The sequence below is a fragment of the Bacillus sp. LLTC93 genome (assembly GCF_002993125.1).
Classification (GTDB): Bacteria; Bacillota; Bacilli; order Bacillales; family Bacillaceae; genus Bacillus; species Bacillus zhangzhouensis.
In genome coordinates, this window is record NZ_PVME01000002.1 from 784620 (window position 1) to 801265 (window position 16646).

15 protein-coding genes are annotated in these 16646 nt (G+C 43.3%); 1 reads left to right on the forward strand and 14 read right to left on the reverse strand.

What is annotated here, in order from left to right; genetic code table 11:
* Positions 1 to 6: 6 nt before the first annotated feature.
* From C6W18_RS09250 to sigY, 9 genes are all read right to left on the reverse strand, one after another.
* On the reverse strand, positions 7 to 312 hold the full coding sequence (locus C6W18_RS09250) for a PTS sugar transporter subunit IIB (protein ID WP_105927388.1): 306 nt from the start codon (positions 310 to 312) through the stop codon (positions 7 to 9).
* A 122-nt stretch (positions 313 to 434) separates the two neighbouring features.
* Positions 435 to 2378: a BglG family transcription antiterminator gene (locus C6W18_RS09255; protein ID WP_105927389.1), complete on the reverse strand. Its 1944-nt coding sequence runs from the start codon at positions 2376 to 2378 to the stop codon at positions 435 to 437.
* A gap of 239 nt (positions 2379 to 2617) precedes the next feature.
* Positions 2618 to 3232, reverse strand: a complete 615-nt coding sequence (locus tag C6W18_RS09260) for a class F sortase (protein WP_034321878.1) — start codon at positions 3230 to 3232, stop codon at positions 2618 to 2620.
* A gap of 60 nt (positions 3233 to 3292) precedes the next feature.
* Positions 3293 to 4684 carry a copper amine oxidase gene (locus C6W18_RS09265; RefSeq protein WP_105927390.1) on the reverse strand — a complete coding sequence of 464 codons (1392 nt, stop codon included), beginning with the start codon at positions 4682 to 4684 and terminating at the stop codon, positions 3293 to 3295.
* Positions 4685 to 4810: 126 nt separating this feature from the next.
* Positions 4811 to 4924, reverse strand: coding sequence for a hypothetical protein (locus tag C6W18_RS20275; RefSeq protein ID WP_223251662.1), 114 nt, complete (start codon positions 4922 to 4924; stop codon positions 4811 to 4813).
* 82 nt (positions 4925 to 5006) lie between these two features.
* Entirely contained in the window at positions 5007 to 6377 is a 1371-nt protein-coding gene (gene gdhA, locus C6W18_RS09270) for an NADP-specific glutamate dehydrogenase (protein ID WP_034321874.1), read from the reverse strand.
* A 311-nt stretch (positions 6378 to 6688) separates the two neighbouring features.
* Entirely contained in the window at positions 6689 to 6901 is a 213-nt protein-coding gene (locus tag C6W18_RS09275) for a hypothetical protein (protein WP_034321872.1), read from the reverse strand.
* On the reverse strand, positions 6898 to 7209 hold the full coding sequence (locus C6W18_RS09280) for a YxlC family protein (RefSeq protein WP_034321869.1): 312 nt from the start codon (positions 7207 to 7209) through the stop codon (positions 6898 to 6900). The genes C6W18_RS09275 and C6W18_RS09280 overlap by 4 nt, the downstream gene beginning before the upstream one ends.
* The gene (sigY, locus tag C6W18_RS09285; protein ID WP_034321866.1) at positions 7206 to 7739 is read right to left on the reverse strand and encodes an RNA polymerase sigma factor SigY; all 534 of its coding nucleotides are present in this window, start codon (positions 7737 to 7739) and stop codon (positions 7206 to 7208) included. The genes C6W18_RS09280 and sigY overlap by 4 nt, the downstream gene beginning before the upstream one ends.
* A 487-nt stretch (positions 7740 to 8226) precedes the next feature.
* Between sigY and C6W18_RS09290 the strand changes: the two genes are divergently transcribed.
* Positions 8227 to 9258 (forward strand): pectate lyase family protein, encoded by a 1032-nt coding sequence (locus tag C6W18_RS09290; protein ID WP_223251680.1) that lies wholly within the window; start codon positions 8227 to 8229, stop codon positions 9256 to 9258.
* Positions 9259 to 9315: 57 nt separating this feature from the next.
* Here C6W18_RS09290 and cydC read toward each other — a convergent pair whose 3' ends face one another.
* From cydC to isdG, 5 genes are all read right to left on the reverse strand, one after another.
* Positions 9316 to 11049, reverse strand: coding sequence for a thiol reductant ABC exporter subunit CydC (gene cydC, locus C6W18_RS09295; RefSeq protein ID WP_105927391.1), 1734 nt, complete (start codon positions 11047 to 11049; stop codon positions 9316 to 9318).
* Positions 11039 to 12775, reverse strand: coding sequence for a thiol reductant ABC exporter subunit CydD (gene cydD, locus C6W18_RS09300; RefSeq protein WP_105927392.1), 1737 nt, complete (start codon positions 12773 to 12775; stop codon positions 11039 to 11041). The genes cydC and cydD overlap by 11 nt, the downstream gene beginning before the upstream one ends.
* Positions 12775 to 13791 (reverse strand): cytochrome d ubiquinol oxidase subunit II, encoded by a 1017-nt coding sequence (gene cydB / locus C6W18_RS09305; protein ID WP_105927393.1) that lies wholly within the window; start codon positions 13789 to 13791, stop codon positions 12775 to 12777. Before cydB ends, cydD begins: the two co-directional genes overlap by 1 nt.
* The gene (locus tag C6W18_RS09310; RefSeq protein ID WP_105927394.1) at positions 13778 to 15193 is read right to left on the reverse strand and encodes a cytochrome ubiquinol oxidase subunit I; all 1416 of its coding nucleotides are present in this window, start codon (positions 15191 to 15193) and stop codon (positions 13778 to 13780) included. The genes cydB and C6W18_RS09310 overlap by 14 nt, the downstream gene beginning before the upstream one ends.
* Positions 15194 to 15524: 331 nt before the next feature.
* The gene (gene isdG / locus C6W18_RS20525; protein WP_105927395.1) at positions 15525 to 16646 is read right to left on the reverse strand and encodes a heme oxygenase; all 1122 of its coding nucleotides are present in this window, start codon (positions 16644 to 16646) and stop codon (positions 15525 to 15527) included.

Genomic DNA, 16646 nt, shown 5'->3' on the forward strand with positions numbered 1-16646 from the left:
CCCCCTTTATCCGTTCACTAGCTGTTCAGCAGATTTTAGAACCTCTGCGCCATTACACACGCCATAATGCACGGTATTAATGACGTCTACTGGAATCCCTTTTTCTTCCCCGAGCTTTTTCATTTGTGGTAATAAATATCGAACCTGAGGTCCTAATAAAAGCACATCGGCTTGATCAATATGACTTTTTGCAGCATCTCCAGAGACCGCCCAAATGCGATAGTCTTTTTCTTGTTCTTGTGCGCTTTTCTCCATTTTTGTGACAAGTAAGCTTGTTGACATACCTGCTGCGCAAACCAATAAGATGTTCATGTGTAAACGCCCCCTTTTAAAAGTGTGAAGCTTTTCTTTACACATTCATCATATTATGAAACCGCTTTCATAAACACCTATACTTTTTCCTTTAGGAAGCGGAAAAAGTTCATATCACACTGTTAGCTCTTGTACGAAGGGGCCTTTTTATACATGATATCGAGCATGTCTTCAAATGTATCACAGGCGATGAGATGCTGAATGAATTTCACATTATGCACAAGCTCTCCCAGCAACCGGTACATCCCTTTTAAATCTTTGGCGTTCTCTTTTTCGACACAAAGCAAGCAGACAAATTGAACCTTTTTCTCTCCCCAAATGATGGGTTTTTCTAATGTACATATCGCCCAAAACGTTTCTTCTGTCAGTGGGGTCATAGGGTGCGGAATTGCTGTATAATGCCCGAAGGAGGTAGGTGCTGCCTCTTCCCTTTCCATCACAGATGGTGTGAGCTCTGCTGGTGCTAATCCCATGTCAATGACTTTTTGCGTGAGAAAGGTCATGACCTCTTCCTTTGTTTGAAAGGCACGTTTTGTAAAGACCAAATCCCTTTTCATATATTGAGAGGCCAATGTCACTCTTGTTTCATTCGTCAGGGCTTCTTCAATTTTTAAAAAGTCGCCGCCTCCTAAAATGGTGTTCACTTGAATGACTGGAATCGGTAAATCCATATGAATAGGAATCGTCGTAATAATCAAATCCAGTGCATGTAAAGAGACATGCGGAAGTGAATAAAGTTCTGCTGTTCCTAAAATGGTCAGCTTTGACCCAAATTTTGACCGCAAACGATCCTGCAATAGCCTTGCACTCCCTGCACCAGATGCACAGACAATGAGACATCGCTTCGGCGGAATCTCCATTTTCCTACGCTCTAAAGCAGCACCAAAATGGAGCGCCATATATCCGATTTCATTCTCATGAATCGATAGACCCGCCTCTTCTTCAATGACTCTGCTGGCAATAATCCCTGCTTCAAAGGCAAGTGGATACCCTGCTTTTATTTCATCAAGCATCGGATTTCTTAAGTTCATTCCATATTTACACCGGTTCATGGCCGGCTTTAAATGCAGACTGAGTCCAATCATTAATTCCGCATCACCAGCTAAATCAAGTTGCAATTTTTGATCAATGGCTTTCAGCATGAGCTGCACAAGATGGCTCGTGTCATCATCCACAATTTGTGTTTGACCGCTCGATGAAAAGGACTGTACCATTTTGGCTGTTCCTAGCAAATGAATAGCGATATAGACGATCTCCTCTTGTGGAAATGAGACAGTCAGCAGTCCTTCGAGACGTTCCACCATTTTTTTGGCTACTTTGTATTCCTTTGCCCGCGGAATTTCGTTGATTTCCTCTGGAAGAACAGATACATAGTTTCCGTGTCTAATCCGTTTACAGGCAATGGCGACATGGACAATTAAATTATTCACACAAATGTCTGATAGATTCATTCTTTCTTCATTGATATATTCAATCATTGTTTTATGAATCAATTCCAGTTCATGTTTTGGCAAAATGGTGGCAGCTGTGTTTAGCATCGTTTGATAGGAACGGCGCTCGTTGAATAAATACTCTGACATACAATACCGGATTTTCATCTCTGATCCTTTAATCCGGCAACCTTTGCTCGGCTTCGCTTCCAGCTTCAGATCAAAGGGTTCAAGCTTGCGTTTGACCCATTTCACATCGTTACTCATTGTCGACTTACTAATAAACAGCTGCTCCTGTAAATTTTCTAGCTTCACATACGCTTCTGCCAGAAGAAGCTTTTTTAAAATAAACCGAACACGCTCCTCCGGCAGAACGGCAAGCGGCTCTTCCTGTTCGACCTCCTCCTTCATAAAACGGCGAAAAGCATTCTCATCCTTGATCACCAGCTTATAGCCAGCTCCTCTAACAGCTGCTACTGCCGCTTGATAAGGGGCAAGACGGTCATTTAGTTCCTTGATGTCTGTACGAATGGTGCGGCTTGTCACTTGTAAGCTGACAGAAAGTGCATCGCTTGTGAGAGGGGTCTCAGCTGCCATCAGCTGACTTAAGATGTGCGCCAGTCTTTTACTCAGCATCATATCGGCCTCCTTATGTAAGGGTGGAGAATCTGCCTTGTCTGGACAGGTTGTATGCGCTTGCAGTTCTCTTCATCACTCATATTCTACTGAAAAGAAATAAAAATTGCCAATTCATTTATATGACAAATGCCCCTATTTATACGACTAACCATATCTAATGACCTACGAATCTTCTTTTTAGATGTTTCTTTGAAAACGACGAAAAAAGGCGTTACACCTTCGTGTATCCGCCTTTTTTATGAGGAGATGAGCTGTGTAAATACAACCAATCTTTTTTCATGTGTACCTGCTGCATGATCAAATGTCCCAGTACATGTGATTAAATTGAGATTCCGTGTAAAAGCGTACCCGAAAAAAGCATTTGGCTTCTCTTCACGCGGATAGCTTTGCACTTTGGTGACTTCAAAGGTTCGCTTTTTTCCTGACGAAGACATCACGATCACCTTGTCTCCCTTTTTCAGATCCTTTAGTCGATAAAAAACAGATGGCCCCCATTTGTTATCAACATGACCATTCATGACAGCATTCCCTTTATCCCCTGGCTTCGGACCATCTTCAAACCAAGCCGTGTTGTCAGTATGTTTGGGGACACCCATACTGCCATCCTTTGATAAAGCCGTTTTCTCCACTTTTGCTTTGACATCAATAGCGGGAATAGCAATTTCAGCTGGGACAATACCAGGCGGCTCGCCTTTTAACGTATCGTTTGAGTGGCTCTGTTTTTCAGCTTGATTTGTGGTCATTTTCTCAGGAGGTGATGTTGTTTCTGAGGATGACGATTCATCCATAGCATGTGATGCACAGCCTGTGATGATGAGAAGCGCGAGAATACCCACTAGCCATTTTTTCACACAAGTCGGCCTCCTTTTAAAGAAAGGAACGGCACGGTCGTGCACGCTCCCCTCTTGTCTTTATGATTTTGAATTTGATGTCTTGCGGCGAATGAAGAAGAACGCACCCGCTGCACCTCCAGCTAAAATAAGACTAGCGATCATCCCAGCAAAAGCTTCATATGACATGCCTAAAGGACCGGCAGTACCTCCCATTCCTGTTTTCGGCATTTCATTTGGCATTTTGGGTTTGAACAGTTCAGGATGCTGGTCGACAATAGCTGTTGCCACATCTTGACCAACCATGAACATATGGCCATACGCCTCTCTCACTGTCGGATAAAGCTGATCATATTCACCCTGATGATAAGACGTATACGTTTTGATCAGCTCATCAATATGTGTTTTCAGACCAGCTTCTAAATCAGCCGCCTTCAAACGTCCATCTGTCGCTTGATCTAAAAACTTCGCTTGTTTCATCCGGTAAGCATCTAAATCTTTGACGGCCTTCTCCTTCGCTTTCTCGTCCCCTGATGCATCCGCTTTGACATAATCAACTAAGTAACCGATATGGCTTGACCAAATTGTTTTAAATTGTTTTCCTGCATCCTTTCCATAAACAGATGCAATGGCATCAGATAAATCATTTGTATTTTCATTTAAAGCAGCAGCTGCTTGGTCAAAGTCCTTGCTGCCATCATTTCCTTTTTGCATGGCAACAACCGCCAACGCCAAATGCTCTGAGAACAAGTAATTTAAATCTTCACGAAGATCTGCAGCTGGTGTATCCACTGATTTTTGATCAAATTTCCCAGGAAATTGATCTGTGATCGCCCATGACACGCCTTTTCCCACTTCAAACATATGATGAATGGATTTTCTAACCGTTTCGTAAGTCGTATCAAAATCCTTTTCAGTATAGCTGTCAAAAGCTTTCAGCAGTTCATCGACATGCATCTTTAAGCCTTCCTCAAGCTCACTAGCTTTCAATCTACCGTCTGTGGCTTGATCGAGCATATCGGCTTGTTTCATCCGATATTGATCAAGCTGCTTCATTGCTTTCTTTTTACCTGCCTCATCATTTTTCGCTGTGGCTTGTACATAATCAACAAAGTAGCCGATATGGCTTGACCAAATGGCTTTGAATTGTTTCCCTGCTTTTTTACCGTACACAGAGGCGATCGCATCTGATAAATCATTCGTGTTTTCATTTAACGCCGCCGCTGCTTGATCGAAGTCTTTACTACCGTCAATTCCCTTTTGCATCGTGATCACTGCTAAATAGGCATGCTCTGAGAACAGCTGATCTAGTGCTGCTCGAAGATCCGTTGCTTTATTTGACACCTCTTGTGATGAAGACGTCTTCTTTGCATCACCATGCATATGTCCTTCGTGTGCACTTGCAATATGAGCCGCTGGGAAAAGTAATGCTGCGCTAAGCGGGATGGTTAAAATAGCTTTTTTCATGTTCATCTGTTATTGCCTCCTCTTTCCGTTTGTTATGTACTTAACGGAGAGTGGCCTGAATTGGATCATTCGAATCTATAATTTTTTCTTTCACCGCATGGTCTGTATATGATTCCATAAAAAAAAGCCGGATTATCCGGCTGATACGTTACGAGCTTTTGATGCTTTTCGCTCTTTATATATTTTCCTCACCACTGGATAAATCACTGGTGCCCATTTGACAATTTGTTTCAGCCATTTTTTCATTTCTCCCGCGCCTCCTTATTGTCATTCTTACAAGACGATTCCCTATCTAGTCATGAAATAAACAGGTGCGGGAGAGCAGGAGTTAAATCACGCCTTGTGCTATCATGGCATCTGCCACTTTGCGAAATCCTGCAATATTTGCTCCTACGATTAAGTTCCCAGAGTGTCCATATTCGTCTGCTGTTTCCGTACACTGACGATAAATAGACTGCATCATTTGTTTCAGCTGATCATCTACTTCTTCAAATGTCCACGACATTCTTGCACTGTTTTGCGCCATTTCCAGTGCTGAAACACCTACCCCACCAGCATTCGCGGCTTTTGCTGGTGCAAACAGAATACCATGCTGTTCAAATACTTTGACGGCTTTAAGAGTGGATGGCATATTGGCCCCTTCTCCTACAGCGATGACCCCGTTTGCCACGAGCTGCTGTGCTTGCGCCTCAGATATTTCATTTTGTGTCGCACATGGCAGTGCAATGTCACAAGGAAATGACCAAATTTGTTCACAATCTTCAATCAATTCAGCGTGTGGGTGAATGTCTATGTAAGCCCCAATCCGCTGATTGTCGACTTCCTTCAGCTGCTTCACTGTCTCAAGTGAAATGCCTTGCGGGTCATAAATGGCTCCGCTTGAATCACTACAAGCAACAACCTTACCGCCTAGCTCTACTACCTTTTCCATCGCATAAATAGACACATTACCCGAGCCAGAAACGACAACCGAACGCCCTTCAAATTGCAGACCATGGGCTTTCAGCATTTCTTCCATAAAGTACACCAGTCCGTAGCCCGTTGCTTCTTTTCTCGCTAAGCTGCCGCCAAACCCAGGACTTTTCCCTGTGAGCACACCAGCCTCATAAGCACCGCGCATTTTTTTGTACTGGCCGAACATATAGCCAATTTCCCGTGCCCCTACGCCAATATCACCTGCTGGCACATCTTGATCAGGTCCAATATATCGGCCGAGTTCACTCATAAAGCTTTGAACAAAACGCATGATTTCTCCATCAGATTTCCCTTTTGGATCAAAATCTGATCCACCTTTCCCTCCGCCAATCGGCATACCAGTCAGTGCGTTTTTAAAGATTTGTTCAAACCCTAAAAACTTGATGATGCTGGCATTGACGGATGGATGGAAACGAATGCCTCCTTTATAAGGACCGATGGCACTATTGAATTGAACTCTAAACCCTCTATTGACTTGGACTTTGCCCTCATCGTCTACCCATGGTACGCGAAACATAACAAGGCGCTCAGGCTCAATTAACCGTTCTAAAATGCCCTGTTTTTCATACTCTGGGTGCTTTGCAAAAACCGGGACGAGTGATTCAAGAATTTCTTTTACCGCTTGCTGGAATTCCTCTTCGCCTGGATTTCGCTTTTCCACCTCCTCTAACACACGGTGGATGTAGCTTTGTGCTGTTTGTGCTGCTCGATCTAAGGTCAACATATCTCATCTGCCTCCTTGTAGATATCTTCACACATTTATTTGTTAGATTTTCTAACGCATATTGAGATTAATTTAACACCAATTGTAAAAACTGATCAATATTGATAACAGATGAAAACGATGCCGAATTGAGATGGATCAAGCAGCAGCAACTATTGTCTTTAAAAATAACCGCTCAAGGAATGACTATTGTGCTAGAAATGATCAATTGGACTTTCTGTATCCCGCCATCTTTGACATATTGATGAACCATCTATTATTTCTAGATGATTTCAAAACGAAAAAAGGGTCAAAAGTTTGATGGTACGCGATCAATCCTTTCGGAGATTCTCGCCTCTTTTTCGATCAGGTAATACGACACAAAGCCAATATAAAATTGAAGACGATGGGAAGTTAATTAAACCAACAATGCCCCAGAACCACTTATAACGCCCTCTTTTTTTAGCATCCATAAACAAAAGAAATCCCTGTGCAAATAATAACGGCAATGCGCACAATAAGATGATCATTTCCGTCTGACTCATAAGGAAGACCCTCCTTTAATGTGTTGATATTCCTTAATGCCTACTACTACACAAAGCGGGACGCTCACCACTTGGAGCAGAATTAAAATAATAGGCAAATGGGTGATGGCAGCCGCAAAAAGTGCCAGAATGGTGAGACTGATGAGAACGTACGCCAGCATTTCTTGTTTAAAACGTCTTTTTTCTTTTTCCTTTGCCTGCTTTAGCATCATCATGACAGCCTGCTCACTTGGCTTTTCCACTTCAATTTGTTCATCTAGCTGCTGTAACTCTTCTTTTAAACGTTCGGTAAAACGATCTTCCTTCATAAGAACCACTCCTTTCGAATTTTCTTTAATCCATGATGAACTCTCGACTTCACAGTGCCTTCTCTCATACCGAGCATTGAAGCGATTTCTGGGTAAGTAAAGCCATAATAATAATGTAGAATAATCGGTGCCCTCTCCTGAGCCTTCAATTCATTTAAAGCATCCCACATCTCATGCCATGTGTGTCCCTTTTGCTGAACGTCCCATTTGAAGCGGCGTATGGCTTCTTGATTTGCCTTCCCTTCTCTCATTTGTTCACGTTTTCTTTTCTTTTGGTGATCTAAAAATTGCCTCGATGCAATGGAGATGAGCCATGTTGAAAATAAGGAATCTCCTCTAAATGAAGAAAGTTTCATGTACGCTTTCAGCATCGTCTCTTGCATGATTTCTTCTGCCAGCTCTTGTTGAAGAGTGAGCTTCATCATATACCGGTAAAGAAAGGAATAGTGTTGCCGATAAAGGGCTGTAAATGCGGCATCATCTCCCTGTTTTGCCCGCTGAATCAATAATGTCTCTTCTGTCTGCTCCAAACACGTCCCTCCTTCCTCTTCTTCTCTTATTCATGAGACGACATGGATGACGACATCGTTCAAAATAGGCTCTATTTTTTAAAATGTCTCCTTTTCTCCCTGTTGATCCGGTCATTGGTTCGTTTTACATCCACTTTTTTCTTATGTAATGATTATGACATTCCTTCGTCTCTAACAAAATGATGTTTTCGTAATCATCTTGATTTTCTATGAAACGGATAGCCTCTCCCCCATAATCATGATGTCATCCCAATACCTATCGTCAATGGTCCTTGTCTCATTTAGATGAAAATGAAATAATCATCGCCTTAGTTTCCTAGAAAATCATGGAATACACTGCGCCAATTCTTAGCCGATGATACCTTTTCGCGTGCTATGCTCTTCCTACATTCCGAATGAGGCGATGCCGGCGAAAGAAGGAGGAGCGTTTGAGTCGCAGCTTATTTTGGAAACGTTTACATTAAATCAATATAGAATGGAGAGGTTGATTTTGAAGAAAAAAGTTCCAATGTTAGCTGGTGTGTTAGCGGTTGGTCTCGTGACTTCATTATTTGCACCAAATGGGGAGGCAAAAGCGGCAGCCAAATATCCAGAAAGTCCTTCTATTATGGCCAATTTTAATCAGCAAGGATTCTCCACGTTGAATGGCGGCACAACAGGCGGTGAAGGCGGTAAAACAGTGACAGTAAAAACCGGAAATGAACTATTAGCCGCCCTTAAAAGTAAAGGTACAAATGAAAAATTAAAAATCATTGTAGACGGGACGATTACCCCTTCTAATACATCTGCAAATAAAATTGATGTCAAAGATACAAACAATGTCTCCATCGTCGGTAAAGGCACGAAAGGCGAATTTAACGGAATTGGCATTAAGATATGGCGAGCCAATAACGTGATCATCCGCAACCTGAAAATCCATCACAGTAAAATCGGTGATAAGGATGCCATCGGAATCGAAGGCGCTTCTAAAAACGTATGGGTGGATCATAATGAACTGTACAACACGTTGAACTCTGGTAAGGATGATTATGATGGATTATTTGATGTGAAAAATGACGCTGATTACATTACATTCTCCTGGAACTATGTCCATGACAGCTGGAAGACAATGCTGATGGGCAGCTCCGATAACGATAACTACAACCGAAAAATCACTTTCCACAACAACCGGTTTGAAAACCTGAATTCTCGTGTACCGTCTATGCGCTTCGGGGAAGGCCATGTGTATAACAACTATTACAAAGGCATCCTTACAACTGCGATCAACTCTCGTATGGGCGCGAAAATGAGAATTGAGCACAACGTATTTGAAAACACCAAAAATGCGATCGGTAGCTGGGACAGCAGTCAAGTGGGTACATGGCATGTCATCAACAACTCTTATATTAACAGCACAGGCAATCTGCCAACGTCTTCAACAGGTACGTACAACCCTCCTTATAACTACTCTTTGCTTAACGTGAACAATGTTAAATCAGAAGTTGTATCAAATGCTGGTGTTGGAAAAGTAAACCCTTAAACCACAAAACGTTCGGGCAGAGATCACCTGTCCGAACGTTCTTGTCATTTCTTTTATTTATATTGTAGAAAACGGACGATCCATCTCATACAGCCTTTGATAACGTGGGTTTTCTCTCAGTAAATCCTGATGCTTCCCCTGCATCTCAATGCGGCCATCTTCAATAAACATGATGCGGTCACACGCCTCACAGCCAGTCAGGTGATGGGTAATCCAAATGACGGTTTTCCCTTTTAACACATGAAAGATTGTTTCAAGCAATTCACGCTCTGTCCGAGGATCAAGTCCGACGGTTGGCTCATCTAATACTACAACCGGTGTGTTTTGCAGCAAGATCCGAGCTAACGCCATTCGCTGTCTTTCTCCGCCTGAAAACCGAACTCCTGTCTCCTGTACACCTGTGTGATAGCCTTCTGGTAAAGATTCAATATAATCGTGCAGCTGCACCTGTCTCGCCGCTTCTTTCACCTGCTCTTCTGTCGCGCTTGGGGACCCTAAGCGAATATTGTTTAAAACAGACGTATCGAATAAATAAGGCTGTTGATTGAGGACAGACACATAAGCTGACACGTTCTCTTGAATGCTTTGCACCGGTTTCCCCTGAATGCTGACAGCACCTTGATTTGGCACGACCGCCCCTTCTAACAATTTTAAAATGGTTGATTTGCCTGCACCGCTTTTTCCTAAGAGAGCGAGTGATTCTCCTTGTTTAAGCGAAAACGAAAGGTGCTTTAGCACGTGCTGATGCGCATCATATCCAAAGGACACTTGTTCAAAACAGATCGCTTGATCATGAGAAATGGTTGACTGATCAACTAACTCCTTCTCTGATTCTCCTTCATACGACTGCTTTTCATAACGATGTAATCTGCTAACAGCATGCTGATAAACAGGAATATCACCTGCCGCATCTGAAAGCGGAAGAAAGGCTTCTGTTAACGGAAACAGCACAAGCACAAAGGCCGCAATGAGCGTGTGTGACATAGAGCCTGACTGAACGACCGATCCGCTCCAGTACACCACAAGCACAACTGCTCCTCCAATGATCAGCTGCGCAAAAAATTGGCGCAGACGGGTAAACCGGTGCTTAGCAGCTTCAAGCGCTAACAGCTGCGCTTCTTTCTGTTCATAGCCATCAACAAAATCTTTCTGTCTGCCGCTAAACAGCCAGTCACTAACGCCCATGACCGCATCTGTTAAATGGCTGTACAGTTCATTTCTGCCTTTTTTCATTTGTATTTGTCTCGCCCTGTTTACAAGCACTGTGACGTATGGGAAAACAAATACGAGAAGTGCCATATAGAGCAGCATCAATCCAGCAAAAGGCCATGAGAAAAGGCCAAGTGCCCCAATCGATGCTGCATATAAAAGCAGCGCACCGATGGATGGAAAGATTGTTTTTAAATACGCATCCTGTAATCTCTCTACATCTTCTGACAAGAGCCCAAGCATTTCTCCTGTACCAAGCTTCGTTTGTTTGGCACTTCGTTCAGCCATGTCATACAGACGCACCCGCATTTTTTCAATCATCGTCAAAATGAGCTGATGGCTCGCCAGCCTTTCTGCATAACGAGCAGCAGAACGTGAAATACCAAAGGTGCGTACAGCCACGATTGGAACGTAGACCATCAATATATTCTCAGGTCTTGTGGCAGCTTTTGAAATCAGAAATCCCGACGTATACATCAGCAGAGAAGCAGAAAACACCGCAACGGCCCCTAAAAAAAGCACCAAGGCAAACAGCTTTTGATTCTCCTTGATATAAGGTATAAACCAGCCTTTACTGACCATGTGTGACCGCCCCCATTTGCTCTTGTACCAATTGATAGTACACACCTTTTCTTTGCATTAATGATTCATGTGTGCCCATTTCTGCAATGGTTCCATGAGCCATGACAATGATTTCATCCATCTCCGGCATCCAATGAAGCCTATGTGTCGCTAAAAACACGAGCTTATCTTCAAATAGCGGAAGCATCGTTTTCTTCAATTCATACTCTGTTTCAATGTCGAGATGCGCCGTTGGTTCATCTAACAGCATGATGGATCGCTGGCCCAGCATAGCCCGAGCAAGCGCAATTCTTTGCGCCTGTCCCCCGCTTAGCCCTCTGCCCTGTTCTCCAATGACCTCATCCAGTCCATTTGGCAGCTCTTCTACCAGCTGAGATAAGCCAGCCTCCTGCACAGCTCTTTCCACTTCTTCGTCTGTTGCATGTGGTTCATAAAAACGAATGTTTTCTCTTAATGTCGTGTGAAACAAATAGGGGTGCTGCGGCATATAGACAACTTCCTTTTGCCATTCTTTCATCTGTAAATGAACAAGCGGCTGACCGTTTAGCATGATTTGACCTGAAGACGGTTCAACAAAACCTCCGAGGACATCAGTTAACGTCGATTTCCCCGAACCACTTGCACCAATGATTCCGATTTTTTTCTTCCCTTTGACAGTGAGGTCTACATCCTGAATGGAATAAGGCGCATGTTCATCATGCAGGACACAAATATCTTGCAGCGTAAGCACAGCTTGTTCATTCCACTGCTTCAACTGCACGGATTGTGTCTCCTGCGAGCGGAAGCCCTTTTCTTCTAAAATGACCTGAATGGCCTCATTCGCTTCTTTTCCATTTAACGTCGCATGATAATCATTTCCCACTTCACGTACTGGCAGGAAATATTCCGGAGCCAACATAAGCGCCGTCAAAGCTGGCAATAACATAAGCTCTCCTTCAATTAATCGTAAGCCAAGAAAGACAGCAACGGTTGCAATCGATAGCATGGAAAAGAAATCGAGGGCAAACGATGAAAGAAATGCGACCTTCAGCGTGCTCATGGTCGCCTTTCGATATCGCTTTGACACCTCGGCGATATTACGAGAGTGCTTTTTGCTAATACCTAAGTAACGAAGCGTTTCAAGACCACGGAGGGAATCAGTAAAATGATTGGATAATTTCTCATACGATCTCCATTGTTTGGCCGCTTTCCGCTGAGCAACAAGACCTAACAAAATCATAAAAACAATTAAAATTGGCAGCGTCACAATCAAAATAACGGCAGATGTTCCATCTAATGTCCAAACATAAACGAGGACCATCACCGGAATAACAGCCATGTTCACCATTTTCGGCAAAAACAGCTGTAAATACTGACGATATTGGGCAATTCCCTCCATCGCTAATGTCACAAGCTTTCCTGTTCCTTTTTTCTTTGTGAAGGCTGGACCTAAACGAAAGAGTTGGTCTAACAGCTGCTTCCGGACGTCTGCTCCAATTCGGGAGGAGTAGGTGAACATCACTTTCTCTCGAATGAAGGTGAGACCGTGCCGCACCGCAAAGGCAGCAAGAAACAGCAAGACATATGGCGTTGCCTGCGAGAGGCTTTTCCCGTCAAACAGCGTTGTAATGGCATGTGCCAGCCACTGTGCTTGGAAAATAATACTTGCTCCTTGAATGAGTGACACAATACCTAAGAGGGCCAGAAGCCCTCTCATTCCTTTTAATTGAAGCAAACGTTTATCCATTAGTAGGTCATTGGCTCCTTACCACTTACACGTTTACGGAAGACATAATAGCTCCAAATTTGATACCCAAGCACAAAAGGCAGCAAAGAAATGGCGACAATTGTCATGACCGTCAGTGAATAAGAGCCTGATGCAGCGTTGTGAATGGTGAGGTCAAACGCATGGTTGATCGAACTAATCATCACACGCGGGAACAATGCCGTGAACAGCATTGTCACAGTCAGCATGATGCCCGCACCTGTGAATAAGAATGTCCAGCCATCACGCTCTTTTCTCATAAAGACAAGAGCCGCTACATAACAAACCACAATCAGCACGGTTAACGGAATGGTGATGATCGGGCGCACGGTATAAATGTCTGTTTCCATGATGGACACGCCGACAAATAGGACAAGCACTGGCAATGCAATGAGCAGGACACGCTGACCAAGCTTTCTTGCACGCTTTCTTAAATCACCCTCTGTACGAAGTGTGACGAAAATCAATCCGTGCAGGAGGCAAAGAACCGTCACTGCCAACCCGCCGATCACTGAATAAAGATTCACAAAGTCCGTGAAACCAGCGTACATGTTCATACTTTGATCAATTGGCATTCCGCGTAAAATACTGGTGAATAACACACCGAGCAAAAATGGCGGAAGCAGACTGCCAAAGAAGATGACCCAGTCCCATGTTTTGATCCAAGAGGCTTTCTCAACCTTCCCTCGGAATTCAAAGGCGACCCCCCGCCCAATGAGCGCTAATAGGAGAACCGTAAACGGAATATAGTATCCGCTGAACATCGTGGCATACCAATGAGGAAATGCAGCGAAAATAGCACCACCAGCTGTAATCAGCCAGACCTCATTCGCATCCCAGAAAGGACCAATCGTATTGATTAAAATGCGGCGCTCATGCCCATCCTTTCCAAGCAGCTGCATGGACATCCCTACACCAAAATCAAATCCCTCTAAGAAGAAAAAACCAACAAACAATACTGCGACAAGAATAAACCAAATCTCGTTAAGATATGCCATGATATGCGCCTCCATCAAATGGATCTGTAGACAGGTCCGTTTCATCCTTTTGATCTGTATTCTCTTCAGAATGTGCACCTTTTTTAATTTCTCGAATGAATAAGTAGGCAAGCAAGATGGCAAGAATCAGATAAATGGTCGTAAAGCTAATGACTGAGAATAACAGCATGCCATACGATACGTTCGGTGAAATCGATTGAGCCGTCGTCATCATACCAAAGACGGTCCACGGCTGACGCCCGATCTCCGTCATGATCCAGCCAGCTGAGTTCGCAATAAACGGGAACGCAATCATCCCTACCATGAAGCGTAAATACCATTTGTTCGTTTCAAGTTTCTTTTTAAAGCTCAAGTACAAGCCAATCATACTAGCAAAAATCATGAGCATGCCGGCACCGACCATGATTCTAAAGCTCCAGAATGTTGTTTTCACTGGTGGAATGTAGTCTCCCGGGCCAAACTTGGCTTCATATTCTTTTTGAAGTGTCAGCATACCTGGAACATCTCCACTAAACTTCGAATAAGCCAAGTAACTTAAAGCAAACGGAATATTGATTTCCGCAGAGTTTTCTTTTTTATCTGTGTCTATGTTAGCAAATAGCGTCCAAGCCGCTGGATCTCCACTATCCTTCCAAAGGGCTTCACTTGCTGCCATCTTCATCGGCTGTGATTTCATTAAATGCTTCGCTTGATCGTGTCCAGTGAATGCTACACCTAAACCAGCAATTAAACCAAGGATCATGGTAATCTGGAATGATTTTTTGAAAAAGGCGATTTCTTGTTTTTTGATCATTTTATAGGCACTAACTCCTGCAATAAAGAAAGCTGCCGTCGCAAGCGCACCAAACAGAACGTGCGGGAACTCAACCCAAAGCTGAGGATTCGTGACCAGTGCACCAAAATCATTCATTTCTGCACGGCCATTTTTCATGACAAATCCAACTGGTTCCTGCATAAATGAGTTGGCTACTAAAATCCAAAATGCTGAGAAAATCGTACCAATTGAAACAATCCAAATACACAATAAATGAATCTTCTTCGGCAGACGATCCCAGCCGAATATCCAAAGGCCAATAAATGTAGATTCAAGGAAAAAGGCCAAAAGCGCTTCAATGGCAAGCGGTGCACCAAAGACATCACCGACAAACCTTGAATAATCTGACCAGTTCATCCCAAACTGGAATTCCTGCAGAATCCCTGTCACCACACCTACTGCAAAGTTGAGTAAGAACAGGTGCCCCCAAAACTTCGCCATCTTTTTATAGATGTCTTTTTTCTTGACGACATAAAGGGTCTGCATCAATGCGACGATAAACACCAAACCTATAGACATAGGAACAAATATAAAATGAAATAATGTCGTTGAGGCAAATTGAAATCTTGCTAAAAACAGCTCACTCACAGCCTTACATCCTCCCTTACTTTCACATGCCGAATAATTCGAGATCTTTATGCTCACCATTTCACAAAAACTTCACTACTTGTTCAATAATTCACAATCAATAGCCTGTTTGAAATGGTTCACTCGGTGAAAATTTACTCTTGAATTTCATTCGGTTAGTTATTTATACCTGTACTTTACACCCATACGCTTCAAAAATAAAGTAAATTTTACCTAAAATTTGGATGGTATTGTGTCAGTTGTTTGAATACTTTGTCAAAAAAATGTGACGGAAAGAAAAAAACTGCAAAAAAAATAGCGCTGCACCTCGGCGGCAGCGCTGTAATGACATTTAGGCTTTTTTCTGTAAAGCAGGTCTTGTCACTTGAACTTCATAGTACGTAATTTTGTTTTTTAATAACCCTTCAGGTTTTGCTTTTCCATGAGCGTGCGCATCACCAAACGCCTGAGATTTTGTCCAGTTCACAAAGTCTTCCTTTCGGTTCCAGCGGGTATGAATGGTCACTTCATCGTAATCTGTTGTCTGCTGTGTGACCCATACTTCCATGCCTAAAAACCCTTCCATGAATTCTACTTGTCCCTGCTTGTTAAATCGTTTGACAAGATGCTCGGCACTGCCTTTTTCTACTCTTACTTGGTTGTTTACAATGATCATGTTCTTTTCATCTCCCTTTTGTTGTTGGATCGAAGCGATTGGGATGATGAGCGGATGCTCTCCATCCAAGTGAACCTCTGCATGAATCCCAAAGACCTCTTTGAAAAAGTCTTCTGTTAATACTTCTGTTGGTGACCCTATTTGGTGCACCTGACCACGCTTCATCGCAATGAGGCGGTCACAATATTTTGCTGCCTGCTGCAGATCATGAAGAACCATTAAAATGGTGATCCCATGCGTCTGATTCAGCTGTTTAAGCAGCTCTAATAATTCAAGTTGATGTGCAATATCTAAATAAGTTGTGGGCTCATCCAGAATAATGGTCTCTGTCTTCTGAGCAAGCGCCATCGCAATATACGCCTTTTGTCTTTCTCCGCCTGACAATGTATGCAGCATTCTGTTTTCATTACCGCGGGCATTCGTCACATCAAGCGCCCACTCAATCGCTTCATGATCTGTCTTCGAGCTCTTTTTCCAGATCGAGCGATGCGGACTGCGTCCAAGTGCGACCAGCTCACGTACTGTCATAGATGGGATGGCCGTTCTCGTCTGCATGAGAACAGCGATCTCCTTTGCAATCTCCTGCGCCGTCATCTCTTTTTGCGGTATATCGTGAATGTAAATCATGCCGCTTTCTATCGACGAGAGGCGTGCGGCCGCTTTGATAAAAGTCGACTTCCCTGACCCATTTGGTCCAATGATTCCGGTCACTCGTCCCTTAGGAACAGCTGCTGAAATAGAAGACAGCCGAAAGCCCCCTTGACTGAGACTCACGTCATCCATTGCAATCACATCCAA

Bases quoted from the DNA above. Each gene is read 5' to 3' on its own strand.
- cydC (WP_105927391.1), bottom strand. From the start codon at position 11,049: ATGGTCAGTAAAGGCTGGTTTATACCTTATATCAAGGAGAATCAAAAG.
- C6W18_RS09265 (WP_105927390.1), bottom strand. From the start codon at position 4,684: ATGAACATGAAAAAAGCTATTTTAACCATCCCGCTTAGCGCAGCATTA.
- cydD (WP_105927392.1), bottom strand. From the start codon at position 12,775: ATGGATAAACGTTTGCTTCAATTAAAAGGAATGAGAGGGCTTCTGGCC.
- C6W18_RS09280 (WP_034321869.1), bottom strand. From the start codon at position 7,209: ATGAAGGAAGATCGTTTTACCGAACGTTTAAAAGAAGAGTTACAGCAG.
- C6W18_RS20275 (WP_223251662.1), bottom strand. From the start codon at position 4,924: ATGAAAAAATGGCTGAAACAAATTGTCAAATGGGCACCAGTGATTTAT.
- C6W18_RS09275 (WP_034321872.1), bottom strand. From the start codon at position 6,901: ATGAGTCAGACGGAAATGATCATCTTATTGTGCGCATTGCCGTTATTA.
- C6W18_RS09250 (WP_105927388.1), bottom strand. From the start codon at position 312: ATGAACATCTTATTGGTTTGCGCAGCAGGTATGTCAACAAGCTTACTT.
- cydB (WP_105927393.1), bottom strand. From the start codon at position 13,791: ATGGCATATCTTAACGAGATTTGGTTTATTCTTGTCGCAGTATTGTTT.
- gdhA (WP_034321874.1), bottom strand. From the start codon at position 6,377: ATGTTGACCTTAGATCGAGCAGCACAAACAGCACAAAGCTACATCCAC.
- C6W18_RS09255 (WP_105927389.1), bottom strand. From the start codon at position 2,378: ATGCTGAGTAAAAGACTGGCGCACATCTTAAGTCAGCTGATGGCAGCT.